Genomic DNA, 25,369 nt, shown 5'->3' with positions numbered 1-25,369 from the left:
TTGTGGGTTGGAAAAGTTTAAATCGTGATCAACAGACAAACGGAACATCAAGCGGCTTTTTTAATTTATTGAAACGCCCTATAGAGATATACGTCTTCATCGACCCGCTTTGTCCAGAATGCTGGTCACTTGAACCCTTTCTTAAAAAGCTCACGATCGAATATGGACGCTTCTTTACCATCCGCCCGGTCATTAGCGGAAATCTTACTTCCTTACAGGAGAGTTACGGCAGAAAAGCCGAAAACCTGAAAAAAGAATGGGACCACACCGGTTCCAGAACAGGCATGTGCTGTGATGGGGATGTATGGCTTGAAAATCCTGTCGCCTCCCCGCTTGCGACTTCCCTGGCTGTTAAAGCCGCCGAACTGCAGGGTAAAAAAGCAGGCATGCGCTTCCTTCGTAAGATCCAGGAGTACGTGTTTCTGGAAAAGAAGGACATTTCCAATGAAGAAGTTCTTATTGAATGCGCAGAAAACAGCCGTCTGGATGTTGCTGAGTTCAAACGGGATCTTCATTCTGATGCAGCCCGCCGAGCTCTTCAATGCGACATGAAGCTTGCTGGTGAGATGGAAGTGGATTCTACTCCGACCATCGTCATTTTCAATGAATCAGAAGAAGACGCCGGATTAAAAGTGACCGGCCTGTATTCGTACGATGTTTATGTGAAAGTGTTGAAAGAAATGCTGCAGAAGGATCCTAAGCCGGGGGTCAAACCCGATTTAGAGGATTTCTTACAGCACTATCGCTTTGTAGCCAATAAGGAAATTGCCGTCGTTTATGACTGGACGGAACAAGAAGCTAAACACGAAATGAAGAAGCTCGTCCTAAAACAGAAAGTACGCGAAGTCCCTGTGAAGCACGGGGCTTTCTGGAAATATATCGGTTCATAAAAAAGCTCCCTCTCCGGGAGCTTTTTTATGGCCGGATCATGACGAATCCCCCTTGATCATACATTTTTATAAAGGAGGACTGGTCATGAAAATATGGTTGACGCTGGCTGCACTGGCTGTTCTGTTCATGCTTTTACTTTTTCACTTGTTTGCTCTGATGCATCTCTATCCTCTCTACATCACTTCCCCTCTCTTGTTTACAGCCATTTTCCTCATTGTATCGGCGGCCTCCTACAAAAAAACATTCAAAGGCTTTCATTAACCCTTTTCTGTCCTTCTCACCCATACGGCCGGCTGTGGATAGGAGTGTTTTCCTTTCCGCAGGGCAGGAACGCTTGGGAACAAAAAAGCTTGTAGAAAAACACAACGCTTCTCTACAAGCTTTTTTATTATTTTTTGAGGAGCTGCTCCATTTCATTGAGTTTTTCCTCAAAGACATCCAGGGCGGACGAAATCGGATCTTTTGATGTCATATCAACACCGGCCTGCTTCAGCACTTCAATCGGATAATCACTGCTTCCGGCCTTCAGGAAATTCTTATAACGTTCGACAGCAGGGCTGCCTTCTTCAAGAATCTGTCCAGCCAGAGCTTGCGCGGCTGCATAGCCCGTCGCATATTGATAAACGTAATAGCCCATATAGAAGTGAGGGATTCTCGCCCACTCCAGGCCGATCTTTTCGTCGATAACGATGTTTTCCCCGAAGTATTTTTTGTTAAGATCATAGTAGATGTCGGTCAGTTTCTCAGCGGTCAGCGCTTCCCCGTTCTGAGCCTGCATATGAATCGTGTGCTCAAATTCCGCAAACATCGTCTGACGGAAAACTGTGCCTCGGAAACCTTCCAGGAAATTGTTCAGCAGATACAGCTTTTCTTTATCACTGTTCGTATTTTTGGTCATGTACTCATTCAGAAGAGCCTCATTACACGTGGATGCAACTTCAGCCACGAAAATGGAATAATTTCCATACCGATACGGCTGATTCTCGTGCGTATAGTAGCTGTGCAGGGAATGTCCGAGCTCATGGGCAAGTGTAAACAAATTGTTTACATTATCCTGCCAGTTCATTAAAATATACGGATTTGTTCCGTAATGGCCGGAAGAGTAAGCCCCACTGCGCTTGCCTTTGTTTTCGACGACATCGATCCAGCGGTTTTCAAACCCTTCCTTCACCGTGTTCACGTATTCCTCTCCAAGAGGCTCCAGACCTTTCAGCACAAGATCTTTGGCTTCCTCATATGGAATATCCATCTCCGCTTCTTTGACCAGCGGCGTGTAGAGATCGTACATATGGACTTCATCAAGATTCAATACTTCTTTTCTCAGTTCGACATAACGGTGAAGCAGTGGAAGACGTTCCGTGACTGCTTCAATCAAGTTATCGTACACGGATTCCGGAATATTATTGTTATCCAGCTTCGCCTGTCTTGCACGGTCGTATTTCCTGACCTGGGCATTGAAATTGTTCTTTTTCACATGCCCGCTGAGCGTGGAGGCGAATGTATTTTTAAATGCACCGAACGTATCATACATCGCATTAAAGGCCGATTTCCGCACATCCCTGTCATCCGATTTCAGGAAGTTGATATAACGGCCATGGGTGAGATCCACCTCTTCCCCTTGTTCATTCTTTATGGATGGGAAGGTAAGATCCGCATTATTCAGCGCCCCGAAGGTTTGGGATGGGCTTGCTCCAATTTCAGAAAAACCGGCAAGAAGTTTTTCTTCCTTCTCACTTAAAACGTGGGCACGCTGACGGGTAATCTCATCCAAAGTATGCTCATACAGCTTGAGAGGCTCGTGCTCATTCAGAAAGGACTGCACCTTTCCTTCGGGCAGGGCTAGAATCTCCGGCACGATAAAACTCATTGCGGAAGCGATTTTCGTGTAGAGGTTTTCCGCTTTTGCATTCATTTCCTGATAATAGGCGTTCGTGGTATCCTGATCGTTGCGCATATGGGCATACGTGAATAACAGCCCGATTTTATTGGATATTTTATCCTGGAAAGATAAAAGCTCATATAATTGTTCAGCAGATTCACCGATACGGCCCTGATATTTCTCCATTTCAGGAAGCATGGCTTTCGTTTCTTCAAGGTCTTTATACCAGTCTTCATCTGCAGCATACATGGCTTCAAGGTTCCATGTTTTTTCTACAGGGACTTCTTCTCGTTTTGGCAGTTGCTTAGTAGATGACATCTGCATCCTCCTTTATTTCATTCCTCATCCTCATTCACTTCTCGATAAAAGAAAAAATACCTCCCCGCTGCTACATGATCTTTAAATTTTTCAACCTGGCCAGCGTGGTCCGGTCATCCAGAAAGGCTTCCTCCATAGTGGCCGGGAAAGCAACCTCCCTGGTTTTCACCCACTTATTGTTCCCTGTTTTTTTCAGGATATTTAAGAGGCTGAGCAGCTCTGCATACTCCGCTGCAGGATCAGGCCTGTATTGATTAATCGTAACCGGAACTTCCATTTTCGGAAAATCCACCACCGAACCGACGGGCACTGGAGTAAAATGGTCTAATAAAAGCCTTGTCTGCCATATGTAAGGCTTTACACTCAGCTGCATCTGACTGGCTACGGGAAGGTAACAAACGCTTGGAATGAGGGAAAAGTGATACCCCTTCAAGTATAAATACTGCCGGAACTGCTTCTCCTTACTTCCCGGCTCCCGGCGGTATGTCGACCGGTTGTTGTGCCAGGATTTTTTCCAGTGATGGAATATCGAAGGAAGTACGGCTTTCCGGCCGGGGGAGAACATTTGAGGAAACGTGCTTTGCGGTAAGGAAAAGGAGTGAAACGAACCGGTCACAGAGGCTGGGGACAACCAGCGGAGACCAGACGCTGTCGTCATCGTCTTTTCGCGTGGGTGAAAGAAGAAGAGTTGATAACAAGCAGACCATTGATATAAGAAGGATTGAAGAAAGGTATTAAATTGGAGCATGTGAGGGCCTTTCTTTTTCCAGTGTTTCGGTCCAAGGATCCATAAAGGGAAAACCCCATGGTCCACGTACCTCTTTGTACGCTTCCATATGTCTGTAACCGGTATCGTAGAGCACTGATACTCTACGGCGACCTTTCGATTAGAACCGGAAATGTAGACATCTGGCTGTTGTTGAATACCGGGAAGGTAACGTTCCAGTTCTACCTGATACCCCTGGGCTCTCAGCCATTGGTATATCAGCCACTTTCCAGCTTCATGCTCCTCTGATTCCCCGCCTTTAATCGAGGAACAGCGGCTGTCTGGGAGATGAGCAAAGTGCGGTATCACTTTGGGTCCCGATCGGATCCGGACAGGCTCCCGGCAGGTTGGGCAATAATAAGCGCGCTCTTTCAATCGGGAAATATCGGAGAAGGATTTTTGATAAATGGACTGAAGCTGCTCTTGATCATTAAGAGCATACAGCATAAAGCATCACCTCTCCCCAATATTCGACATCGTGTCATTTTCTCCTGCCTGCAAAAAAAATAAGCACACGATGGTGTGTGCTTGTTTATATTAATCAAGTGGAAAGTATTGTCTGATCTGCTGCAGGGCCTGCTCTTCAAAGATGACTTTCCCATACTCCTCAAGACGATGGACGGTCAAGGATGACTCGTGAGCATATTCCATCAGCTGGCTCAGCGTATTTTCCTGTTCGTCATCATTCATACGTTCATCATCGAACTGAATATACAGGTAGTAACGGTCTTCGAAGTGGAATAAGCGCTGTTCCATTGATTCAGGAATAGATAGATAATGGCTGAGCTGGATAATATCTTCGAACTCATTGAATTTCAAGGTGAAAGTCAAGGAACCTTCCGACTCTTCTTCTCCATCTTCCTCAGACTGCTTATAATCTCCGGATGACTGGTATTTATCATCCAGCAGGGATTCAAGTTTTTCATCCAGCGGAACATCGACACCCTTACCTTCATCATTCGGCAGTTCAAGCTTTTGACCATCCTGGGATACTTGAGCTTTTGTAACGATCACTTCCAGACCTTTGTCCATAGCCTGGACTTGGATCCAAAGCGGTCCGTCCGACTGGAAATTTTCCTTATCGTTCACTTCATCCATCATTTCCCAGAAAAGCTGTTCACTTCTTTCACGGTTATACCAAATTTCTTCTCGATCAAAACCTCTTTGTTCTACATCCTGATATGTTACGTAAAATTTTACGGTATTCTCATTAATGCGTTCGATTTCCATACGTTTCTCTCCCTTCTAAACATGTTTTAAGGGGGAAGGGAATGCTCACCCTTTGTGCTTCTTCCTAGACCCTTACCCTTCAGGCCTGAACTTCAACCGTGATAATGTGCCATGTAAGGGTTGATGTGATTCTATTGTATGACAGCTGAAGCAAAATGAAAAACAAATTGCTCGAATTCAGCATAGAGCTGTCCGCGTTCTGAATAGATTAGAACAGAGCCTGTAGTGAAGCGGGTTGATTTTTCATTTTAGCTTATTACCATTAGTTTGTCACTACGTAGCAGGAGGATTTTTTTCATGAACTGGGACCTACTTGAACCACTCTTCATCATTATCAGCATCGACATTATTCTCGGCGGTGATAATGCGGTTGTCATCGCTCTGGCCAGCCGGAACCTGCCTCCGGAACAAAGGAATAAAGCAATCTTATTCGGAACAGGGCTTGCTATTGCGGCAAGAGTCCTGTTAACGGTGGTTGCTCTTTATCTTCTCCAAATTCCCTTTCTTCAATTAATCGGAGGGCTGCTTCTTTTTTACATTGCCTTCAAACTGCTGACGGATACCGAGGAAACCGACCACATCAAGGCGGGTGACAGTCTTGCCGCGGCGGTAAAAACGATTGTGTTTGCTGATATCGTCATGGGCTTCGATAATGTCCTGGCCATTGCAGGCGCTTCCCACAATAATATTCTGCTGGTTATCATCGGGCTGCTCGTTTCCGTTCCTATCATTGTATGGGGAAGCCGGATCATTCTTCATATGATGGACAAGTTTCCCCTGCTCATTTATTTCGGGGCCGGAATTTTAGCTTATACAGCTGCAGAAATGGTAAAAGAGGATCGATACATGATGCAGTATATGGAAGATTTCCCATACATCCATCAATGGTTTGCTGTAATTATGGTCATTATCATTATTACTTTAGGGTATTGGATAAATAAACGAAAAGGAACGGCGATTTGACAATATTCAAGCCTAAAATAAAAACTGCGGCAGCCTGGGCTGTCGCAGTTTTTATTTTGTATTAATTAACGAGACGTTGAGCTTCTTTCAACTGGAATGTACGCACACTGCGCGGAAGGAAACGACGGATTTCGTCCTCGTTATAACCAACCTGCAGGCGCTTATCATCAATGATGATCGGGCGGCGCAGCAATCCCGGGTTTTCCTGGATCAGATCAAACAGATCCTGCATTGGAAGCTGATCGAAATCAACTTTCAACTTCTGGAAAACTTTAGAGCGCGTAGAGATGATTTCTTCCGTTCCATCCTCAGTCATACGAAGGATTTCCTTGATTTCATCCAGTGTAAGCGGCTCAGAAAAGATATTTCGTTCCGTATAAGGGATGTTATGCTCTTCCAACCAAGCCTTCGCCTTTCGACATGATGTACAACTTGGTGAGGTATAAAGTGTAACCATACAGAAACTTCACTCCTCAAATATTTTATGGTAGAGATTCAATTGCTTCTTTTTTTATAATCAGTACAATCTGTACTATGGTTCTACTATAACACAGTTGTCAAGTTTTTTCTATATCTATACGAACATATGTTATGAAAAGCAATCAATTTCTGGTTCTTATACCCTTATACCACTTACATATAGAAGTTAAACACCATTTCTGCATTTTTTCTTTCCAACTCATTTATCAACTACTGCACAGTCATTGAAAATACCCGCCGGAATAGCAGCGGGTATTTTTCTTATGTCTGACGGGTTTTCCCGAGTTCGTCCAGAATATCCTCGGTGTCCCTTTTCTCGTCGTGGGTCAGCACTTCCTCTACCGGCTGATACGACTTTCCATAAAACTGTTCATCCTTATACGTATGGATTTCTGTGTACATTTTCTTCATCTGCTCGAAAATCTGCTCTTCCGATGCATCATCCGGTGACCAGTATAAAATTTCCATACTGTTCATTTCATTCGTTACGACAGAGCGGCGGGTATATCCAATGGATTGGGCATGTGTGAAACCTTCCCTTTGATAAAAGCGGAGACGCGCCTCCGTATCAGAGTCTTCATAATCCACAGGTTCTACTTCAAGGATGATGGGTTTGCCCTTGGCCTTCATTTTTTCAATGAGCTTATGACCGAGTCCCTGTCCCCGCGCTGCGGTGGAAACGTATACATAATCGATGAAAAGAAAGCTGTCGAATTCAGCATACATCAGGACGTGGTATTCCCCCTCATCTTTGTAGTAGACATCGCTTTTTTCCTTTAATAAAGCTTCCATGTGTTCTTTTGACTTCATTTCCTCAACTGGGAAATATTCGTTCAGCTTTTCATACCAATTCATTGATCTGCTCCCTTATGATTAGTCCCTTTCATTATAGCGAAAATTCCTATCCTTGTTAAATGCACCGCTGTACAACCCTTGCCAGCACTTAGGCTTTACTTTCATTACTTACGTTATTCCCGGCGTTCACGGCCATTAACCTCAAAAATACAGGCCGCCTTCTCATGTTTGAATAAAAAAGCCTATGTTAACCAGTTAGAGTTGCCCATTTGTCGTGTGAAAGGTCACTTTCCGCTTATCGGTGGATGAATGCCGCGGGCACGCCCTCAGCTAACTTGGTCAGGAAGATCGCCTGCCCAAGTGGATCTTCGGCCTGTGCTGTTCCCGCAGGCATCACCACCGAACGCTCCACGTGTCGACGTTAGAATATAGAGGTGAGAGACTGCGCCCTATGCAGGTTTGCAGATTCTAAAGAACAGCATGAGCTGCGCTATGGCCGCCTGCGTGGAAAAGAAGGGAAAGAACAAGCGCTGATGACGGGTGTCTGCCGGAATATGAAAAAGATTGTTCTCCATCCAGCAAGGGTGAGCGGGGTGAAGGAGAGTTTTTGTCGATGTTAAAGAACCCCCAAGGAGCGGTGCCCCTTCCACTCCTGCGGATGAACGAGTGGGCCGAGATCGCCGAGCGTGGGTGTTGCGAGGAAGCTCGGGCGCTCGTCCGCGGAAAGGGAAGGGGCTTTCGCTCCTGGCGGTAAGAAAGAAAAAAGCTTGTAAAGAAACAGAGATTTCTCTACAAGCTTAAGACCGGGGAGACCACGGTCTTTTTTATTCATTCATCGGTGTGTAGTCGACACCTTTCGTATAGTTATTCCCGGCATTCCATAGAAGGAACTCATCAATACCGTTTTCATTCAAGGCTTTGATCTGTGCTTCTACTTCAGCTTTCCCATACTGTTTCGTCGGTCCGGAATACAACCAAGGGGCTTCAAAGTCCTGAAGCCATGGACGGGAGGTCGGAGCTGGATCCAGCTTACCGAGAACTTCATTTTCCACTTTGGCGTATTCATTGATCAACTTATACGGTTCAGCATCCGGTTTGGATATACCGAAATACGGACCCCAGTGACTTGGGTAGATCATTGATGAAATAACATCGACGTTGGAAGATATTTTCGAGAAGTTCTGTCCGATGTTCGGAGCTTCTTCGATGGTCGCTGAATATCCGAAGATATCAACCGACACATCAACCCCGTAATATTCCAGCTCTCCACGGGCGTATTCTACAAAGTCGGTGACAGCCTGAACACGCTTCTGCACGTTATTCAGGTCCATATCCGCATATTTCCCCTGCCCGTAATCCAGCTGGTCATCCCGGCTTCCGAAGCCTTCAGGGAAACGGACGTAATCATATTGAATTTCTTCAAAGCCCATCTCTGCTGCTTTTTTAGCAAGCTCTACGTTATATTCCCATACCTCTTCCATGAATGGGTTCACAAACGCTTCTCCCTTGCCGTTTTTCCATACCTGTCCATTTTGTGTAAAGGACAGATCGGGACGTTTCTCCGCCAGCATACTGTCTTTGAACACAACGACACGGGCAATCGGATAAATGCCTTTTTCCTCAAGTTCCTTCAGCATCTGCTCAGGATCATCAATAAAAGATTCAGCCACATCAGCGTAAGGTGATCCTTCTTCAGGCTGGAATGTGATGTTTCCGTTATCCTCTTTGATATCGATGACCATCGCATTCAGCTCGGTGTCTTCTACCAGCTGCGTCAACTCTGCCATCTTAGCTCCGCCGGCGGAAGGACCCGTAACGTAGATGCCGCGAACCGCATCCGGATATTCAAAGCTTAATCCAGAGTTGTATGTAAACCTTGCGGCCGGACTTGGAACAGCCAGCTCCTTTAAGCCCATCTGCTTTTTCGTAAGCGTACCGGCATCTTTACCATCTGCTGCTTCTGCATTATGTACTGGAATCATCATGCCCACAAGCAGTATACCTGTGAAAATCATGGTCCAGAGACTTCTTTTCCCCATTTCATCCTACTCCTATCCTATTATGTCTCTTATTCATTATAAAAGAGGAAGCTTCGTTATAACAATGATGATCTGAACTTTCCTGAAATATTTGGAAGATTGCTTCCTTTTTCCTATAAAAGGGAACATTCATGAAAAAGACTCTGCCTATGGAGACAGAGTCTTCTTTTTCTTCCTTATCTACCTGTACCATGCTCTCTTTGATACTGCTCAAATTCCTTCGTTGTACAAAGGACAAAATGTCCAGGGCGTACTTCACGGAATTCCGGTTCCTCACTTGTATCATGCTGACTCGGATCATATGTGAAACGTTCACGGGAACGTTCATAATCCGGGTCAGGCAGCGGGATGGCGGAAAGAAGAGACTGTGTATACGGATGGATCGGGTGCTTATACAGTTCTTCTGCATCTGCAAGTTCCACCATTTTACCAAAGTACATTACACCGATACGATCACTGATGTATTTGACCATGGACAAGTCGTGGGCGATGAATAAATACGTCAGGCCGTTTTCATTCTGCAGTTTCTTCAACAGGTTGACCACCTGGGCCTGAATGGAAACATCCAGGGCGGAAATCGGCTCGTCTGCGATAATAAAGGAAGGATCCACAGCCAGCGCGCGGGCAATGCCGATACGCTGGCGCTGTCCACCACTGAATTCGTGGGGATAGCGGTTGGCGTGTTCCTTGTTCAAGCCGACGGTTTCAAGCAGCTCATGAACCCTTTCTTTTCTTGCTTTCGAATCTTTTGAAAGACCGTGAATGTCCATGCCTTCTGCAATAATATCCTCGACCTTCATCCGTGGGTTCAAGGATGCATAAGGGTCCTGGAAAATCATCTGCATTTCCCTGTTGAACTTTTTCAACTGGTCACGGGATTTTTTCCCGTGCACATTTTCGCCGTTGTAGAGAACTTCACCATCGGTAGCATCGTACAAACGAATGATGGTCCGGCCGGTTGTGGATTTCCCACAGCCCGACTCTCCTACAAGGCCGAAGGTTTCACCCTTGTAAATATCGAAATTCAAGCCGTCCACAGCTTTTACAACGCTGTGTCGTCCGGTTTTAAAGTGCTGCTTCAAATTTTTAATTTCTACTAATTTTTCCTTGCTCATCGTTGTTCACCTTCCGAACCGCCGGATGTTTTCGCCATGCCTTCCATGCGTTTCTTCACTGCAGCTGGAGGATCGATATCCGGAGCATTTTCATGAAGCAGCCACGTGGCAGCGTAGTGCGTATCGCTTACCTTGAACATTGGCGGCTCCTCTTCCAAATCAATTTTCATCGCATACTCATTCCGGGCTGCGAAGGCGTCCCCTTTCGGAGGATTCAGCAAGTCCGGTGGAGAACCTGGAATGGCATAAAGCTCTTCATCTTCACTGTCAAGAGACGGCATGGAACCCAGAAGCCCCCATGTATAAGGGTGTTTCGGATTGTAGAAGATATCATCCACCGTTCCAACTTCTACAATCTTACCAGCGTACATCACCGCCACACGGTCCGCTACGTTGGCAACAACACCGAGGTCGTGGGTAATGAAAATAGTAGCTGAATCCGTCTTCTTCTGAATATCCTTCATCAATTCAAGAATCTGCGCCTGAATCGTTACATCAAGAGCTGTGGTCGGCTCATCGGCGATCAATAATTTAGGGTTGCACGCAAGAGCAATCGCTACAACCACACGCTGCCTCATTCCACCTGAGAACTGGTGAGGATACTGCTTCATGCGGTTTTCTGCATCTGCAATTCCAACAAGTTCAAGAAGCTCAACGACACGTTTACGTGCCTGCGGCTTGCTCATTTTCTGGTGTTTGATCAATCCTTCCATGATCTGGTTTCCAACCTTCATGGTAGGGTTCAAGGAAGTCATCGGATCCTGGAAGATCATCGAGATTTCCTTCCCGCGGATTTTCTGCATCTGCTTATCCGACATTTTAGCAAGGTCGCGTCCTTCAAAAATGATTTCCCCCTGCTTAATGCGCCCTGGAGGCATTGGAATCAGCTGCATCAGCGCTTTGGTCGTAACGGATTTTCCGGAACCCGATTCTCCCACAATCGCCAGGGTTTCCCCTTTATTCAAATCGAAATTAACCCCACGTACAGCTTTTACTTCACCGCCGTAGGTGTCAAAGGATACATGTAAATCTTTTACTTCTAGTAATTTTTCCATTGGTTACACCTACCTCCTATTCACGCATCTTCGGATCAAACGCATCACGCAGACCGTCCGCTAAGACGTTAAAGGCAATCATAATTAAGGAAATGACAACTGCCGGGAACAACAAGATGTGCGGATAAATCTGCAGCGACTGGAAACCAGCATTGATCAACGTACCCAATGAAGCCATCGGCGTCGGCAGTCCTAAACCGATAAAGCTTAAGAAGGCTTCAAAGAAAATCGCTGACGGGATCGAGAACATCGTGTTAATGATGATCAACCCAAGTACGTTCGGAATCAAGTGCCTTTGAAGAATCCGGCTGTCTTTCGCACCGAGTGTGCGTGAAGCAAGCACGAATTCCTGGTTTTTCAATTTCAATATTTGTCCACGGACAATCCGGGCCATCGATATCCATCCGGCTATCGCAAGGGCAATCGTAATCGATAAGATCCCGGGCTCTAAAATCAAAATCATCAAAATAACAAGAACAAGGTTTGGAATACCTACGAGAATTTCAATAATCCGCTGCATGACGTTATCCACACGGCCGCCGTAATAAGCTGAAATTCCACCGTAGGCAACACCAATCAGCATATCAATCGCTGCAGCAAGGAAAGCAATGTATAAGGATACACGCGTTCCCATCCATGTACGTGTCCACTGGTCACGACCGAGACCGTCTGTCCCAAACCAGTAGTTTTCCTGAATGTCTTTCGCTGCATAAACATCATACGTCGCTCTTACCTGGGCAGGATCACCGTCGCTGCCGTCGTTAACAACTTCTGTTTCAATGAAATCTTCCTGATTGTTAAAGCGCATCAAAGCTTTGGATTCTGCCTGCTCAAGCGTAGCGGCTGATTGGACGTCGGACAGCGTACCATCCATACCAAGCCACCCAAGCCCCTCTACCTTCGGAGGCATTTTAGAACGGGAAAGGTCCTGTTCGTATACGCCGTAATCATTCAAGTACGGTCCGAAAATTGCCAGCAGGGCTAAAATAACAAGTACAGCAAGCCCAATCATCGCACCTACGTTTTTACGAAGGCGGATAAAGGAATCCTGCCAGAACGACAGGCTCGGCCGGGTAATCTTTTCACTTTCAGTCTCTGTGGTATCCACAGGAACAAATAAATCTTTATTTGGTTTATGGTTTTCCATAAATGACTACTCTCCTTCTGCCAGTCGGATTCTAGGATCAATGACTCCATAAAGCAGGTCGATGACCAGGATGATAATGATGAACATGAAAGATAGCAGCAATGTTGTCCCCATAATGATTGGGTAATCATTCACATTAATCGCTTTTACAAACTGTTCACCGATTCCAGGTACGGCGAAGATGTTCTCAATAACCAAAGAACCTGTCATCAAACTGATCGCCAATGGGCCTAAAACCGTAATCAATGGGATCAAGGCGTTACGAAGACCGTGCTTGAATACGACACCGAATTTATTGACCCCTTTGGCACGGGCAGTCACGATATAATCGGAACCCATTACCTCAAGCATTTCTGTTCTCATAAAGCGGGCAGCAATTGCAATTGGGAAGATGGCCAACGAAGCGGTTGGTAGAACAGTATACTCCCAGCCTTCCCACAAGGCAACTGGAAACCAGCCGAACTTAACGCCAATATAAAACTGCAGGAGTCCAGCGAATACAAAGGACGGAATGGACTGACCCAGCACAGCTAAAAAGGTGGAAGTGTAATCCATGAATCCGTTATGGTAGATTGCAGAAACCAAGCCTAAAAGCATTCCCAGAATGACCCCAATCACCATCGCCTGCACGCCAAGCTGCATGGACGGGCCGATTCTTTCCATAATGATTGTTGAAACTTCACGGTTATCGAACTGGAAGGAAATACCCAGGTCTCCCTGTACAAGATTAACCATATAATTGAAATATTGAATCGGCACTGGATCATCCAGGCCATACTTTTCCAAAACTACCTGTTGTTGTTCTTCTGATAATTTATCTGCAGCACTTAGGGGAGTACCTGGTAAAAACTTCATCAGGAAGAACGTTAAGGTAGCAATTAAGATCATCGTTATAACCAAGTAAATAAGCCGTTGAATAATATAACGAGTCATATTGAACACCTCCATTAGATAAACCACAGTCTCTTCTTATTGCCTGAATTAACTGAAAGTTGTTTATAATCAGAATAATAGGTTGACAGGGAAAAAGAGAGCATACGCCAACTCGTTGGACATATACTCTCTTCCCTATTAAGCAAGCCTATATGTGGTTGGAATCCCTCAATTATTCACCTTCGATATAAGCATATTTGTACGTGTAATCAGGACCCATTGGCTGAGCCATGACACCTTTAACATACGGCTTCCAAAGTTGAGCCTGTGCACGCTGATAAAGTGGAGCCAGAACAGCATCCTCTTGAATCAACAGTTTTTCTGCTTCTAGGAAAGTTTCGAAGCGCTCAACTGGTTCTTGTGCAAGTTCGTTATTCGCTTTTTCAATCATGCCGTCGTACGCTTCACTGGAATAACCGGTATGGTTGTTACCACCATCGGTCACCCACATGTTCAGGAATGTGTTCGGGTCAATGTAGTCAGGACCCCATCCAGCATTCTGGAAGTCATACTCCATGTTCTTGTCGCGCTCGATACGCTCTTTAAATGGTACAGACGTTACTTTAACCGTCAGTCCCTCAAGCTGCTCAAGCTGATCTTTCAGGTATGCATCCATTTCAAGGGCTGTTTCTGTGTCACCGCCAAGGTATTCAAGCTCTACAGAATCCATACCTTCTTCTTCTTTCGCTTCGTTCCAAAGCTTCTTCGCTTCCTCAACATTTGTTTCTACAAGCTCTCCGTTGATTTCACGGAAATCTTCTTCTGTTTCAGGGTGTTTCGCGAAGTTTCCAGGAACATCGCCGCCTGCTGGAACAGAACCGTTATTCAAAATAACATCAATCATGCTTTGGCGGTCGATAACCATCTGAACCGCTTGACGTGCTTTAACGTTGCTCAGCATATCGCTTTCCTGATTCATCTTCAGGTAGAAAAGAGTCGGCTCTTCCTTCACACTGAATTCATCAGAAGTACGGTATTGATCAACAAACTCAGAAGTCAAGTTAACGCGGTCAACTTCACCTGTATCATACAAGTTTACTCCTGTAGCTGTTTCTTTAACAACTTTTACATTGATTTCTTCAAGCTGTACATTTTCTGCATCCCAGTAGTCTTCATTCTTTTCAAGCGTCCAGCCTTCCCCGTGACTCCATTCCGTCATTACAAATGGTCCGTTGGAAAGAAGGTTTTCGGATTCAAGCGCGTACTGTTCACCTTTGTCCTCAACGAACTTCTCGTTCATTGGAAGGAACGTGCCGAACGTCGTCATAGACTCAAAGTATGGAATCGGCTTTTCAAGTGTAACTTCAAATGTGTAGTCATCTACCGCTTTAACGCCAAGCTCTTCCGGAGGAACTTCTCCGTCAGCTACAGCCGTTGCATTAGCAATTACTCCACCCATCATATATGGACCGTATTCAGATCCTGTATCAGGGTTTACAGCACGCTGCCACGCGTAAACGAAATCGTTGGCAGTTACCTGATCGCCGTTTGACCAAACAGCGTCTTCACGAAGAGTGAATGTCCAAGTCAAACCGTCTTCACTTACTTCGTGTTCTTTAGCAATACCAGGCTCGGGTTGACCATTCTCGCCCAGGCGGTAAAGACCGTCTGTCGTAGATCCAAGCCATTGGAATGCAACAGCGTCTGTTGCAAGCGAAGCATCCATTGTTGGAATATCCGCTGTATCCATCAAGCTAAGTACTTGTTCCCCTGAAGCTTCAGAAGAACCTTCTGTGTCTGATGAGTCCCCGCTGTCTGCAGAATCAGACGACTCGTCCGATCCGCCGGAACATGCTGCGAGGAACATGCTTAGTGCCAGTGCCAGGACCAGCAGCAGCCAATTTGTCTTTTTCATCTTTGAAAATGACCTCCCCTAAAAATTTTCAAGAAATTATTGTGGTATTTTGTCCACATATCGAATTATACAAGTTTTCTAACTATTTTGCATTACCTTTTTTTCATGAAAATTCCCAAATTCCCATCATTATTACGTTTCATTAACACAAAATAAGACTAAATGCCTAGTTTATTTTACAAAGACTTTGGAATAAACTCTAGTAAATATTAGCCTTTCTGTATAAAAAAAGGGGCGCATTGATAAGTATGTGTTGTTTAGCGCAGTTCTACGCTAAAGCCCATGTATGATTTATACATTATTTTATGTTTATTAAATATTCTGTTTCATTAACAACTTTACTCTGCCTTCATACTTGCTCTCCATGCTATAATGATGGGTGAGTTTGTCAGAAAGGTGGAGACCTTGTGAGCATCATGAGAAATAAATGGAGGATGACCGGTATTAATCTGGCGGCCGCTACTTTATTATTTATCATCCTCGCCCCTGTTTACAATCTATATCATTACATTAATCAGCTCTTCTACCTGTCCTTCTTCTATTTAGGGATCGGATTGATTGCGTGGGTGACCCGCGGTGGTTTTTTCGATGGAATCACCTATGGGTTCCGGCGCTTTACCAATAGAATGAGTAAAAACGGGGATTATATGGACGACTGGCAGGATAAGCCCCTTCCTTCTAAGAGTATCAGCGGCTCCTGGCCGCGCTTCTTCTTATTCCATGGGTTTATCTTGATGGTGGGTTTACTTATTTTACTTCTCATTTACTATCTTCTATAGCTACTTGCGGAAATGCCGGTGTTACGCTATAATACAAAATTACTTCAAACATAAGATGAAAAGCTGGGAAGAAGATTAAGTACGGTTCATCTCCCCTCTCCAGAGAGGCTGTGGCTGCTGTGAACAGCTGAGGGCATGAACGGGAACTGGGACTTCGGAGCTTCTGATAGACGTAGCATCGGCGTTAACGATTCGAGAGACTTTCGTTTGTGTAAACGAAAGTAATAAGGGTGGCACCACGGTCATTCGTCCCTTCCACAAGGAAGGGATGGATGGCTTTTTTATATTCCTGCTTTTCTTACTTATAAACTAAACCAGAGGTGAAAAAGATGACAAAAACGATTTTTTCCGGTATTCAGCCGAGTGGAACATTGACGCTCGGTAACTATATCGGGGCTATGAAACACTTTACAGAGCTTCAGGATGAGAACAACTGCTATTTCTGTATAGTAGATGAGCATGCCATTACCGTTCCGCAGGACCGTTTAGAACTTAGAAAGAACATCCGTTCACTCGCTGCTTTGTATCTGGCTTCCGGCATTGACCCGGACAAGGCGACCTTGTTCATCCAGTCTGAAGTTCCTGAACACACTCAGCTTGGATGGATGCTCCAAAGTATCAGTTACATCGGGGAACTGGAAAGAATGACACAGTTCAAGGATAAGTCTGCCTCCGGAGGTAAGGACGGCGTTTCCTCCGGCCTCCTGACGTATCCTCCTTTGATGGCTGCTGACATCCTTCTTTATAAAACAGATATCGTACCCGTCGGCGATGACCAGAAACAGCACTTGGAGCTGACACGAAACCTGGCCCAGCGCTTCAACAACAAATTCAATGACATTTTTACGATTCCGGAAGTGCGCATTCCTAAAGCAGGAGCCCGGATTATGTCCCTGCAGGACCCGACGAAAAAAATGAGTAAATCCGACGAGAACCAGAAGGGCTTCATTTCAATGCTGGATGACGAGAAAAAAATCCTGAAGAAAGTGAAAAGCGCAGTGACCGATTCGGACGGAATTGTGAAATATGATAAGGAAAACAAACCAGGGGTCTCCAACCTGCTTACCATTGAATCGGCCTGCAGCGGTGTTTCCATCAGCGATTTGGAAAAGAAATATGAAGGAAAAGGGTACGGCGACTTCAAGCAGGGGGTAGCGGAAGCGGTCATTGCCGTTCTCAAACCGATCCAGGACCGTTATGAAAGCCTGATTGACTCAGAAGAACTGGATGATATTCTTGATCAAGGTGCTGACAAAGCGTCTTATGAAGCCGGGAAGATGATCCGGAAAGCGAAAAAAGCTATGGGCCTTGGAAGAGTGAAAAAGAAATAAAATCAAAAACAGCCGGAATTGAGTGTTCTCAATTCCGGCTGTTCATATGTTGGGAAACGCGTTCATTCTCTCCATGCCAGATGGTTTCAAAAAATGGTTGTCCTTTAACCATCTTCTTACATAATTCTTCATGAACCATTGACCACCCGCTGCATGTCCCTTTATACAAACGGTCCCAGGCTTCCTGTACGCTGAACTGCTTGATGGACGCATACTGCCCCGGATCCCATTCCGTGAGCCAGTAACGTACTTCCTCAGGATGGTCCGAATTCTTCAGCTGATCAAGCGCCATCATAAGCAGCTGCTTCAACTGCCGTTCCCTGCGGGTTAAGCCGGCCATTTTACGGGGGTCCAGGGATAAAATATGATGCTCTTTCAAAATGTTTTTATCCATATAATAGGATTCCGGCATTTTCCCCTGAACCATTTCAAAAACAAGACGTTCCTGCCTTGGAATCAGACGGCTCTTCTTGACCGGGAGGGTATAGCCGATCGTGTCAAAAACGACGACATCCTTTCCATTTGTCACAACCGCAGCATACTCCACGGTCTGCCGCTCCTGGTTCTTTTTCATATACGTCTTCCGGTGGATATCCTGAAGCAGTGCCGGCGGCAGATCCTGAAGATCGTTTTCAATAAAATGAAACAGCTCATCATTCACAAACAAAAGTGGAATCTGATCGATCAATTCAATGCCGTCTTCTTTCCTCCACTCATGGAATCGGCACACATTGTACCCGTTCTCTTCACCTTCAAACCAGTTCACCCATAGATCATGCATGTATAACATTACGGACCCTCACTTTCAATCAGTGATCTCTTTTGGTTACATTATGACCATTACTGGCTTTTTTATTCTTTCAATCCATATTTTAGAAAATTAATCATCCATTAAAATCAGGGCCGTCGTGATGAGTAGAATCCCAAGAGGAAACAAGTAACATTCCAGGCGGGTTCGGATCAGCAGGAAAAATTCAATCCAGCTGAGACCTGCGGGAACAAAGTTCAAATAGGTGATGGTGATCGTCCCTCCAGCCACAGCAAAACCGAAACCGGTTAACAGCAATAACCAATACCACACAGGCAGCCTCCTCCCGGCTCGTCCTCCTACAGCTATCTTATGAAGAAAATCTTCTGGAAATGCGCGGAAATACTGAGAAATCCCAGTCTTTACAACTCTTCCATTAACAGGTACATTATTTATCAGATACGTTTCTACTTTGAAAGGATGATGAGGTTTGAGTAATTCCCGTTCCTTGCGGAAAAGACGGAATAAACGCCGCAGACGCAAGGGGATAATCGCCCTGTTCGCTTTTATATTGCTGGCCTTCAGCAGTTATACCGCTTACGAATTTTTAGCCGGCAAGCACCGTTCTCTCAATAACCAGACCGCATCGGCCGAGAATGCCTTCTCAGAAACGACGGAAAGCCTCTATAAAGATGAATTTAAAGGTGTCGATAATGGGGATGACCAAATGATGGTTCTCCTTCTGGGTATTGACCAGAGAGGATCGGAAGTGTCCCGGACTGATACGATGATGCTCGCTCAGTATGATAAAAAGACGCAGAGTACGAAGATCGTTTCATTGATGAGAGATATGTATGTGGACATTCCAGGTCACGGCAAAAACAAATTGAATGCCGCTTTTGCCATCGGCGGACCTGAGCTCCTCCGCGAAACAATCGCTGAAAACTTCGGTATTGAAGCCGAGTACTATTCGATCATAGATTTTAACGGTTTTACTGAAATTGTGGACACCCTCTCCCCTGACGGAGTAGAAATTGACGTAGAGAAAGATATGCAGTATACGTCCGGGGACGGCTCAACCAACATTGACCTCGAGCAGGGAAGCCGGATTTTATCCGGAGATGAACTGCTTGGCTATGTCCGCTTCCGTAGTGATGCTTCGGGAGACTTTGGCAGAGTGGAGCGGCAGCAGAAGGTGATTCAAATTTTGAAGGACGAACTATTGTCTGTGCAGGGCGTTTTGAAAGCTCCCCGCCTCGTCGGATCCATCCAGCCTTACATCGACACCAATCTAAGTGGAACAAGCATCCTGAATGCCGGGAAGGATATTCTTTTCCAATCTTCCGGGAGCATTGACATGATGAGTGTTCCAACAAATGATAACGTGTGGAATGAACGCAAGGACTATCCGGTCGGCCTCGTGTTGAATCATGATTTTGTAGAGACCGCTCAGACGTTGGAAGAATTTTTCGAAGAAGACAAAGAGTCCGGTGTGTCATAACGACACACCGGACTCTTTTTTATTAATCCTGATATTTTTGGAAGATCAGACTGACGTTATGTCCGCCGAAACCGAGGGAATTACTCATCACCGTGTTCACGTCCTGGTGACGGGCTTCGTTCGGTACATAATCCAGATCACATTCCGGATCCGGTGTTTCATAATTAATCGTTGGAGGCAGAATGCCATCATTGATCGCTTTCAATGAAATAACCGCCTCAACGGCACCAGCGGCTCCCAGCAGGTGACCGGTCATCGATTTTGTAGAAGAAATCGCCAGTTTTCCGGCATAATCCTGGAATACGGTCTTCGCCGCATGGGTTTCAAATTTATCATTCAGTTCTGTAGATGTTCCATGAGCGTTCAAATAATCGATATTCTCTGGTTTCAGGCCGGCATCACCGATGGCTTGAAGCATAGCTCTTGATGCGCCTTCGCCTTCCGGGGCTGGAGACGTAATGTGATACGCATCTCCTGTCGAGCCGTAACCTGTGATTTCGCCGTAGATTTTCGCTCCGCGTTTTTTCGCAGATTCCAATGTCTCAAGAATGAGAATCCCGGCACCTTCACCCATAACAAAACCGTCACGGTTCTGGTCAAACGGGCGGCTTGCTGTTTGTGGATCTTCATTTAAGGACAGTGCACGGGCGGATGCGAACCCTGCGAAGGACATTTTGTTCATTGGTGCTTCCGTACCACCCGCAATCATAATGTCCGCGTCTCCACGCTGGATGACCTTGTAGGCATCTCCAATCGAGTTGGCACCTGAAGAACAGGCCGTTACCGTACAGGAGTTGATCCCTTTCGCACCGAGAGAAATCGACACCTGTCCCGCAGCCATATCCGGAATCATCATCGGGATGAAGAATGGACTGACACGACGGTATCCTTTCTGCTGGAAAGTCTCAAACTGGGACTCATACGTTCCCATGCCTCCGATACCGGATCCGATCCACACACCGGTACGCGGCGCAATTTCTTCTGTGATTTCAAGGCCGGCATCTTCGACGGCCATATGAGAAGCAGCCATGGCGTATTGAACAAATGGATCCATACGGCGCGCATCTTTACGATCCACCCACTTGGAAGGGTCGAAATCCTTCAATTCCGCAGCGACATGCACCGGGTAATCGTCTTTATTTACTTTTGTGATTTCTCCGATACCGGAAACGCCGTTTTTTATACTGTTCCACATATCTTCCACTGTATTACCGACAGGAGTTACGGCTCCCATTCCAGTAATGACGACACGTTGTTTATCCATGAAAATTCCTCCTTGGTTACTTACCCCATCGAAGAGCTACGGCGCCCCATGTGAGACCACCGCCGAATCCGACAAGAACTACGAGATCATTATCTTTAATTTTACCTGCCTTCACGTCCTCTGACAAAGCGATCGGAATTGAAGCAGAAGAGGTATTTCCATAACGTTTAACGGCTGTAGACATTTTCTCTTCTGGTATCCCAAGACGCTGGCGGGCCGCTTCCATAATACGAATGTTGGCCTGGTGAGGCACCAGGTAATCGACATCCTGTTCACTTAAGCCGATCTTTTTAACCACGTTCACGGATGATTCCGGCATTTGACGAACTGCGAACTTGAATACTTCCCGACCATTCATCTGAAGTTTTGCCTCGGGTTTCTGATATAGATGCTGGCCGCCTGATCCGTCAGAGCCAAGCTCAAAGGAAAGAATCCCCTTGTCCTCACTGACAGGACCGATCACAGCTGCACCCGCGCCGTCCCCGAAAAGAACACACGTATTACGATCGCTCCAGTCCGTAATTTTAGACAGTTTCTCAACACCGACAACGAGTACATTCTGATAAGCGTTTGATTCAATGAATTGTTTCGCTGTTATGACACCGTACATGAACCCTGCACAGGCCGCACTCAAATCCATAGCGGCCACTTTTCTCGCTCCAAGCTTTTCCTGAAGAACGGTGGCGACCGAAGGGAAAGGCGTGTCAGGAGTGACGGTGGCTACAAGGATCATATCAATGTCCTGAATGTCCAGACCAGCATCCTTCAAAGCTTCCTGAGAGGCGCGGACAGCAAGGTCAGAAGTGTCCATATCATCGGAAGCGATGCGGCGCTCTTCAATTCCTGTCCGCGTCCGGATCCATTCATCACTTGTATCTACTATTTTCTCCATATCTTTGTTGGTCAATACTTTTTCAGGCGTGTAGTGTCCTATTCCTAAGAATCCTGCCTTCATATGTTCATCCCCTTAAAGGTAATATCTAATATCAATTCTTATGACTTGGTACTAATTCTAATTCATACAGAACATTTCTGCAAGCACACCGCCATCTCCTCCCCTTTTCAAAAAATCATGATATTTCCAACCGTATTAAAAAGCCGCCCACATGGCCGGCGTTCCTGCTCATATTGTAGAAATAAGGAGGTGTATCATGAATGACCAAGCGTAAATCATCCCCATTTGATGATTTCTGGGGATTCAACAATAAAGATAACAAGGAAGATAAGGAAAAGGAGTCTTCCCTCCACTTCCCTGACTTATTTCAGGAAGCTTCGAAAACATGGAAATCCATTTCTCCAATGATGAAGCCGTTTATGGATAAATTTAAGAAATGAACGAAAAAAGACTTTGAAGGCAGAAGCCTCAAAGTCTTTTTTCACTGCGGGAGCGTGCCCGTTTCCTTATAGTTTTCCACTTCCGCTTCCAGATTCTCCTGGAATTCTTCCGGAACGACAGGACTGAATTCCCCCATCGTAATCGCCCCTTCACTGAAATCAAAGGTAAGTGCTTCTCCGGGAAGGTCTCCGTTGAAATAACGTTCCATAGCCAATTTGTATACTTCATCAACGTTTTGAACCGTGCTCGTCAAAACCGTTTGAGCAGCAATGGAGGACTGGTCTTCCAAGTAACCGACTGCAAGACGGCCATCATCCCTCGCCTGTTCGATAATGGGCACCGCAAACAAATCACCCGCCGGATAAAAAACGTCAGCTCCCTTGTCCCTCATTCTTTCATACTGCATAAGAGCAAGTTCAGTGTTTTCCCAGCTGTTCAAAAGAGCCACATCGACGTCAGCCTCCGGATTCTGATATTTCACACCCTCATAAAATCCTTCCACCTCGGGCTGCCATTCAAAAGCACCGATCAAACCAACTTGATCCGCCTTCGTCATTTCACCGGCGACCATGCCTCCGAAAAACCCCATCGCCCTTGCATCAAAGTTCAGGCTCGTTACGTTTTCTGCGGCAAACTGCCCGTTAAAGTATATGAAATCAATCTCAGGATACGCTTGATGCAGTTCACGAAAGTAACTGCCATAGATATTGCTGTGTCCGAAAATCACCTCGGCTCCCTGCTGAACAAGCGCTTCCACAGCTTCCGCCGATTGCTGGTAGCTGCGGATTTCTTCTTTATAATAGATATCCACCCCATACTCTTCCTGAATTGCCTGCAGCCCCCGGTACCCCTGCTGTCCCCAGGATTGATCGTCAATCGAAGTTTCCACGAGAAGGCCGACATCGACGTCTTTTTCATATCCAGGGAACCATTGGCAGCCAGCTAGAAAAACAATCAGAAGCAGAATCATGATGACTCGATTTTTCAACGGTATGCACTCCTAAACCCCTGCGGCTAGTCTATCCCTATATTCTACATCTTTTTCAAAGAGAACGCTATGCCGCAGGGGCAGGGGGTCAACAAAGGAGCTGCCAGCTGTGAAAGACGGCTTCGATCCGCTGTTCCATCAATTCCTCATCTACGACATGGCCGGAAAGCTGAAAAGGCTGATTGCCTAAAAGGCTCTTGGATAAGTCGTTCAAGAAGTCTCCGATATACACCGCTTCTTTCTTCTTGATCCATGATTTCAACTGCTCCGTGTCCTGAATACCAAACCGCTGAAGATCCATCCATTCACCATACAGGGCGGGAAGTTTCACCCAGAGCGTTTCTCCGTTTTTCCGGACAAGGAGGTGATGATCGACATATTCCACAGAGGCTTCCTTCTCTGTCCCCTGCACGTGGTTTTCTTTATCTTCCCTTTGGAAAAAGTGCTGAAAATTACTATTCCGGCCGACATACATATATAAGAAATCACTCTGATTCGTTTCAATAGGATCGATCCCGATCACTTCCACGCCTTCCTGAAGAAGATAGGATGTGATATGAAATCCAATCCAGTGAAAGCACGGCTGGACGGTTACAAGCATAGAAAATCACTCCTTCTTTATCTTCCTACATCCTATTCCACCTGATGTCTTTTCATGAAGCGATTTCATATTTCTTTTTTTTCGACATTCTGCTACTATAGAAATAGATTGCGTAAATGAGGTGAGTAACGATGCGGATGATATGGACAATTCTATGGGCTTTTGTATTAAGTTTTATGTCAGCGTATGTGATCAGCAACATGGCCGGAGGCAGTTTCGCTTTCAGCCAGGTGATTGTGATGACCATTCTTTTCACATTAGCCGCTGTTGTACTTGGGGACGGTCTGATCAAGGACGAAGCTTGAGCCAAAACGCTGCTATCTTCGGATGGCAGCGTTTTTATGTGTCTGAACAGCTGAGGATATGAATAAATAGACCGATTGTACATAAAAATCAATCAACGATATAGTGGATAAAGCTATGGTTGATCTGGGTAGGAGGAGAAAAACATGGAAGAAATATGGCTGATTATTAAATACTTATTTCTCGGGATATTCCAGGGGTTTACCGAACCCATCCCGATTTCATCAAGCGGACACCTCGTTATCGTACAGGAGCTGCTCGGTTTAAACCTGAAGGGGCTCACCTTTGAGGTTCTCGTAAACTTCGGCTCTCTTGTCGCCGTCCTCATTATTTACAGAGAAGATCTGATCCGTTTGTTCAGAAACGGCATCGGCTACATCATGACAAGAGACAGCCGGCAGAAAGATGATTTTGATTTCGTCCTGTATTTGTTTATCGGAACCATTCCTGCAGGTGTTCTCGGCGTTTTACTTGGAGATGCGATTGAAACCTTATCCAGTGTTCAGACGGTTGGAATCACACTGATCATTACAGGAATCGCCTTATGGCTCATCCGTAACATGAAAGGCAGAAAAGGCGACGGGCAGATGACATGGAAGGATGCGCTCATCGTTGGTATGGGACAGGCGGTTGCCTTGATCCCCGGTATCAGCCGGTCAGGAGCGACCATTGTTGCGGCTATGTTCCTTGGCATGAAACAGGAAACCGCGCTGCGCTTTTCTTTTCTTCTGTTCATCCCTGTCAGCTTAGGGACGATGCTTCTTTCGATGGATGATGTCATTGCGGATGCCGGCGGTTCTACAGGTACGTGGATTGCCTATGTTGTCGCCTTTGCCGGTTCGGTAGTCGCTTCCTATTACTCCCTTCGCTGGTTCATGAACATTATGGAGCGGGGAAACTTAAAATACTTCGCTTTCTACTGCTTCATCGTCGGCGGACTTGTCGTTTTATTCTTATAAGTGTAAAAGAGGCGTTTCACACAGATGTGAAACGCCTCTTTATTTTGTAGAAATGGTCAACGTCTTCAGGAGCTCTCGTTTCCCTCCTCTCAA

26 protein-coding genes and 1 other annotated feature are annotated in these 25,369 nt (G+C 45.7%); of the genes, 9 read left to right on the top strand and 17 right to left on the bottom strand.

The window, feature by feature from the left end; genetic code table 11:
• Positions 1-2 precede the first annotated feature (2 nt).
• Together ACXAGL_RS13370 and ACXAGL_RS13365 are read left to right on the top strand one after the other, a co-directional pair.
• Entirely contained in the window at positions 3-890 is an 888-nt protein-coding gene (locus ACXAGL_RS13370) for a ClpXP adapter SpxH family protein (protein WP_474967871.1), read from the top strand.
• Positions 891-975: 85 nt separating this feature from the next.
• The gene (locus ACXAGL_RS13365) at positions 976-1,152 is read left to right on the top strand and encodes a hypothetical protein (RefSeq protein ID WP_474967870.1); all 177 of its coding nucleotides are present in this window, start codon (positions 976-978) and stop codon (positions 1,150-1,152) included.
• Positions 1,153-1,279: 127 nt separating this feature from the next.
• Here the strand turns inward: ACXAGL_RS13365 and pepF are convergent, their stop codons facing one another.
• From pepF to mecA, 3 genes are all read right to left on the bottom strand, one after another.
• Positions 1,280-3,088, bottom strand: a complete 1,809-nt coding sequence (gene pepF / locus ACXAGL_RS13360; protein ID WP_474991353.1) for an oligoendopeptidase F — start codon at positions 3,086-3,088, stop codon at positions 1,280-1,282.
• A 70-nt stretch (positions 3,089-3,158) separates the two neighbouring features.
• Entirely contained in the window at positions 3,159-4,301 is a 1,143-nt protein-coding gene (locus tag ACXAGL_RS13355) for a competence protein CoiA (RefSeq protein WP_474971842.1), read from the bottom strand.
• Between the two features lie 90 nt (positions 4,302-4,391).
• Positions 4,392-5,084: an adaptor protein MecA gene (gene mecA / locus ACXAGL_RS13350; RefSeq protein WP_474967867.1), complete on the bottom strand. Its 693-nt coding sequence runs from the start codon at positions 5,082-5,084 to the stop codon at positions 4,392-4,394.
• A gap of 297 nt (positions 5,085-5,381) precedes the next feature.
• Here mecA and ACXAGL_RS13345 point away from each other — a divergent pair, with 297 nt between their 5' ends.
• Positions 5,382-6,047, top strand: coding sequence for a TerC family protein (locus ACXAGL_RS13345; protein ID WP_474967866.1), 666 nt, complete (start codon positions 5,382-5,384; stop codon positions 6,045-6,047).
• Positions 6,048-6,108: 61 nt separating this feature from the next.
• Here ACXAGL_RS13345 and spxA read toward each other — a convergent pair whose 3' ends face one another.
• The 8 genes from spxA to ACXAGL_RS13305 all read right to left on the bottom strand — a co-directional run bounded on the left by spxA (position 6,109) and on the right by ACXAGL_RS13305 (position 15,466).
• Entirely contained in the window at positions 6,109-6,504 is a 396-nt protein-coding gene (gene spxA / locus ACXAGL_RS13340; RefSeq protein ID WP_027953538.1) for a transcriptional regulator SpxA, read from the bottom strand.
• Between the two features lie 284 nt (positions 6,505-6,788).
• The gene (locus tag ACXAGL_RS13335) at positions 6,789-7,382 is read right to left on the bottom strand and encodes a GNAT family N-acetyltransferase (protein WP_027953537.1); all 594 of its coding nucleotides are present in this window, start codon (positions 7,380-7,382) and stop codon (positions 6,789-6,791) included.
• A 764-nt stretch (positions 7,383-8,146) separates the two neighbouring features.
• The gene (locus ACXAGL_RS13330) at positions 8,147-9,361 is read right to left on the bottom strand and encodes a putative glycoside hydrolase (protein WP_474967865.1); all 1,215 of its coding nucleotides are present in this window, start codon (positions 9,359-9,361) and stop codon (positions 8,147-8,149) included.
• A 176-nt stretch (positions 9,362-9,537) separates the two neighbouring features.
• Complete coding sequence (locus ACXAGL_RS13325) at positions 9,538-10,476, bottom strand: ABC transporter ATP-binding protein (RefSeq protein WP_474967864.1); 939 nt, start codon at positions 10,474-10,476, stop codon at positions 9,538-9,540.
• On the bottom strand, positions 10,473-11,531 hold the full coding sequence (locus ACXAGL_RS13320; RefSeq protein WP_474967863.1) for an ABC transporter ATP-binding protein: 1,059 nt from the start codon (positions 11,529-11,531) through the stop codon (positions 10,473-10,475). Before ACXAGL_RS13320 ends, ACXAGL_RS13325 begins: the two co-directional genes overlap by 4 nt.
• A 16-nt stretch (positions 11,532-11,547) precedes the next feature.
• Positions 11,548-12,678, bottom strand: a complete 1,131-nt coding sequence (gene opp3C, locus ACXAGL_RS13315) for an oligopeptide ABC transporter permease (protein ID WP_474991352.1) — start codon at positions 12,676-12,678, stop codon at positions 11,548-11,550.
• Between the two features lie 6 nt (positions 12,679-12,684).
• On the bottom strand, positions 12,685-13,611 hold the full coding sequence (gene opp3b / locus ACXAGL_RS13310; RefSeq protein ID WP_474967861.1) for an oligopeptide ABC transporter permease: 927 nt from the start codon (positions 13,609-13,611) through the stop codon (positions 12,685-12,687).
• Between the two features lie 172 nt (positions 13,612-13,783).
• Positions 13,784-15,466 (bottom strand): peptide ABC transporter substrate-binding protein, encoded by a 1,683-nt coding sequence (locus ACXAGL_RS13305; protein WP_474967860.1) that lies wholly within the window; start codon positions 15,464-15,466, stop codon positions 13,784-13,786.
• A gap of 416 nt (positions 15,467-15,882) precedes the next feature.
• Between ACXAGL_RS13305 and ACXAGL_RS13300 the strand changes: the two genes are divergently transcribed.
• Together ACXAGL_RS13300 and trpS are read left to right on the top strand one after the other, a co-directional pair.
• Positions 15,883-16,245: a DUF3899 domain-containing protein gene (locus tag ACXAGL_RS13300; RefSeq protein WP_474970363.1), complete on the top strand. Its 363-nt coding sequence runs from the start codon at positions 15,883-15,885 to the stop codon at positions 16,243-16,245.
• A gap of 56 nt (positions 16,246-16,301) precedes the next feature.
• Positions 16,302-16,502, top strand: a binding site (T-box leader).
• Positions 16,503-16,574: 72 nt separating this feature from the next.
• Positions 16,575-17,576 (top strand): tryptophan--tRNA ligase, encoded by a 1,002-nt coding sequence (gene trpS, locus ACXAGL_RS13295; RefSeq protein WP_474967859.1) that lies wholly within the window; start codon positions 16,575-16,577, stop codon positions 17,574-17,576.
• A 28-nt stretch (positions 17,577-17,604) separates the two neighbouring features.
• Here the strand turns inward: trpS and ACXAGL_RS13290 are convergent, their stop codons facing one another.
• Together ACXAGL_RS13290 and ACXAGL_RS13285 are read right to left on the bottom strand one after the other, a co-directional pair.
• Positions 17,605-18,366 carry a DUF3603 family protein gene (locus ACXAGL_RS13290; RefSeq protein WP_474967858.1) on the bottom strand — a complete coding sequence of 254 codons (762 nt, stop codon included), beginning with the start codon at positions 18,364-18,366 and terminating at the stop codon, positions 17,605-17,607.
• A gap of 90 nt (positions 18,367-18,456) precedes the next feature.
• A complete protein-coding gene (locus ACXAGL_RS13285) occupies positions 18,457-18,657 on the bottom strand; it encodes a YuzI family membrane protein (protein ID WP_160834913.1) in 201 nt (66 codons plus the stop codon).
• Between the two features lie 157 nt (positions 18,658-18,814).
• On the opposite strand from ACXAGL_RS13285, the gene ACXAGL_RS13280 reads away from it, so the two are divergent.
• Positions 18,815-19,825, top strand: coding sequence for an LCP family protein (locus ACXAGL_RS13280; RefSeq protein WP_474967857.1), 1,011 nt, complete (start codon positions 18,815-18,817; stop codon positions 19,823-19,825).
• A gap of 22 nt (positions 19,826-19,847) precedes the next feature.
• Here the strand turns inward: ACXAGL_RS13280 and fabF are convergent, their stop codons facing one another.
• Complete coding sequence (fabF, locus tag ACXAGL_RS13275) at positions 19,848-21,089, bottom strand: beta-ketoacyl-ACP synthase II (RefSeq protein ID WP_474967856.1); 1,242 nt, start codon at positions 21,087-21,089, stop codon at positions 19,848-19,850.
• A 16-nt stretch (positions 21,090-21,105) separates the two neighbouring features.
• Positions 21,106-22,044 (bottom strand): beta-ketoacyl-ACP synthase III, encoded by a 939-nt coding sequence (locus tag ACXAGL_RS13270; protein ID WP_474967855.1) that lies wholly within the window; start codon positions 22,042-22,044, stop codon positions 21,106-21,108.
• A gap of 200 nt (positions 22,045-22,244) precedes the next feature.
• Here ACXAGL_RS13270 and ACXAGL_RS13265 point away from each other — a divergent pair, with 200 nt between their 5' ends.
• A complete protein-coding gene (locus ACXAGL_RS13265; protein WP_474967854.1) occupies positions 22,245-22,424 on the top strand; it encodes a hypothetical protein in 180 nt (59 codons plus the stop codon).
• Positions 22,425-22,465: 41 nt separating this feature from the next.
• On the opposite strand, the gene ACXAGL_RS13260 is transcribed toward ACXAGL_RS13265, so the two are convergent.
• The gene (locus tag ACXAGL_RS13260; RefSeq protein WP_474967853.1) at positions 22,466-23,413 is read right to left on the bottom strand and encodes a BMP family ABC transporter substrate-binding protein; all 948 of its coding nucleotides are present in this window, start codon (positions 23,411-23,413) and stop codon (positions 22,466-22,468) included.
• 88 nt (positions 23,414-23,501) lie between these two features.
• Positions 23,502-24,014 (bottom strand): hypothetical protein, encoded by a 513-nt coding sequence (locus ACXAGL_RS13255; protein WP_474971846.1) that lies wholly within the window; start codon positions 24,012-24,014, stop codon positions 23,502-23,504.
• A gap of 131 nt (positions 24,015-24,145) precedes the next feature.
• Between ACXAGL_RS13255 and ACXAGL_RS13250 the strand changes: the two genes are divergently transcribed.
• Together ACXAGL_RS13250 and ACXAGL_RS13245 are read left to right on the top strand one after the other, a co-directional pair.
• A complete protein-coding gene (locus ACXAGL_RS13250) occupies positions 24,146-24,319 on the top strand; it encodes a DUF2929 family protein (protein WP_084162939.1) in 174 nt (57 codons plus the stop codon).
• 144 nt (positions 24,320-24,463) lie between these two features.
• Positions 24,464-25,276, top strand: coding sequence for an undecaprenyl-diphosphate phosphatase (locus tag ACXAGL_RS13245; RefSeq protein ID WP_474967851.1), 813 nt, complete (start codon positions 24,464-24,466; stop codon positions 25,274-25,276).
• The last annotated feature ends 93 nt before the right edge of the window (positions 25,277-25,369 follow it).

It is taken from the genome of Halobacillus sp. ABA4_118 (genome assembly GCF_056160205.1).
This window is presented reverse-complemented; position numbering and strand designations above follow the sequence as displayed.

Bases quoted from the DNA above. Each gene is read 5' to 3' on its own strand.
- ACXAGL_RS13300 (WP_474970363.1), top strand. From the start codon at position 15,883: ATGAGAAATAAATGGAGGATGACCGGTATTAATCTGGCGGCCGCTACT.
- ACXAGL_RS13245 (WP_474967851.1), top strand. From the start codon at position 24,464: ATGGAAGAAATATGGCTGATTATTAAATACTTATTTCTCGGGATATTC.
- ACXAGL_RS13320 (WP_474967863.1), bottom strand. From the start codon at position 11,531: ATGGAAAAATTACTAGAAGTAAAAGATTTACATGTATCCTTTGACACC.
- ACXAGL_RS13325 (WP_474967864.1), bottom strand. From the start codon at position 10,476: ATGAGCAAGGAAAAATTAGTAGAAATTAAAAATTTGAAGCAGCACTTT.
- ACXAGL_RS13355 (WP_474971842.1), bottom strand. From the start codon at position 4,301: ATGCTGTATGCTCTTAATGATCAAGAGCAGCTTCAGTCCATTTATCAA.
- ACXAGL_RS13265 (WP_474967854.1), top strand. From the start codon at position 22,245: ATGACCAAGCGTAAATCATCCCCATTTGATGATTTCTGGGGATTCAAC.
- spxA (WP_027953538.1), bottom strand. From the start codon at position 6,504: ATGGTTACACTTTATACCTCACCAAGTTGTACATCATGTCGAAAGGCG.
- ACXAGL_RS13250 (WP_084162939.1), top strand. From the start codon at position 24,146: ATGCGGATGATATGGACAATTCTATGGGCTTTTGTATTAAGTTTTATG.
- pepF (WP_474991353.1), bottom strand. From the start codon at position 3,088: ATGTCATCTACTAAGCAACTGCCAAAACGAGAAGAAGTCCCTGTAGAA.
- mecA (WP_474967867.1), bottom strand. From the start codon at position 5,084: ATGGAAATCGAACGCATTAATGAGAATACCGTAAAATTTTACGTAACA.
- ACXAGL_RS13270 (WP_474967855.1), bottom strand. From the start codon at position 22,044: ATGAAGGCAGGATTCTTAGGAATAGGACACTACACGCCTGAAAAAGTA.
- ACXAGL_RS13365 (WP_474967870.1), top strand. From the start codon at position 976: ATGAAAATATGGTTGACGCTGGCTGCACTGGCTGTTCTGTTCATGCTT.
- ACXAGL_RS13330 (WP_474967865.1), bottom strand. From the start codon at position 9,361: ATGGGGAAAAGAAGTCTCTGGACCATGATTTTCACAGGTATACTGCTT.
- ACXAGL_RS13255 (WP_474971846.1), bottom strand. From the start codon at position 24,014: ATGCTTGTAACCGTCCAGCCGTGCTTTCACTGGATTGGATTTCATATC.
- opp3C (WP_474991352.1), bottom strand. From the start codon at position 12,678: ATGGAAAACCATAAACCAAATAAAGATTTATTTGTTCCTGTGGATACC.
- opp3b (WP_474967861.1), bottom strand. From the start codon at position 13,611: ATGACTCGTTATATTATTCAACGGCTTATTTACTTGGTTATAACGATG.
- ACXAGL_RS13290 (WP_474967858.1), bottom strand. From the start codon at position 18,366: ATGTTATACATGCATGATCTATGGGTGAACTGGTTTGAAGGTGAAGAG.
- fabF (WP_474967856.1), bottom strand. From the start codon at position 21,089: ATGGATAAACAACGTGTCGTCATTACTGGAATGGGAGCCGTAACTCCT.
- ACXAGL_RS13305 (WP_474967860.1), bottom strand. From the start codon at position 15,466: ATGAAAAAGACAAATTGGCTGCTGCTGGTCCTGGCACTGGCACTAAGC.
- ACXAGL_RS13345 (WP_474967866.1), top strand. From the start codon at position 5,382: ATGAACTGGGACCTACTTGAACCACTCTTCATCATTATCAGCATCGAC.
- trpS (WP_474967859.1), top strand. From the start codon at position 16,575: ATGACAAAAACGATTTTTTCCGGTATTCAGCCGAGTGGAACATTGACG.
- ACXAGL_RS13335 (WP_027953537.1), bottom strand. From the start codon at position 7,382: ATGAATTGGTATGAAAAGCTGAACGAATATTTCCCAGTTGAGGAAATG.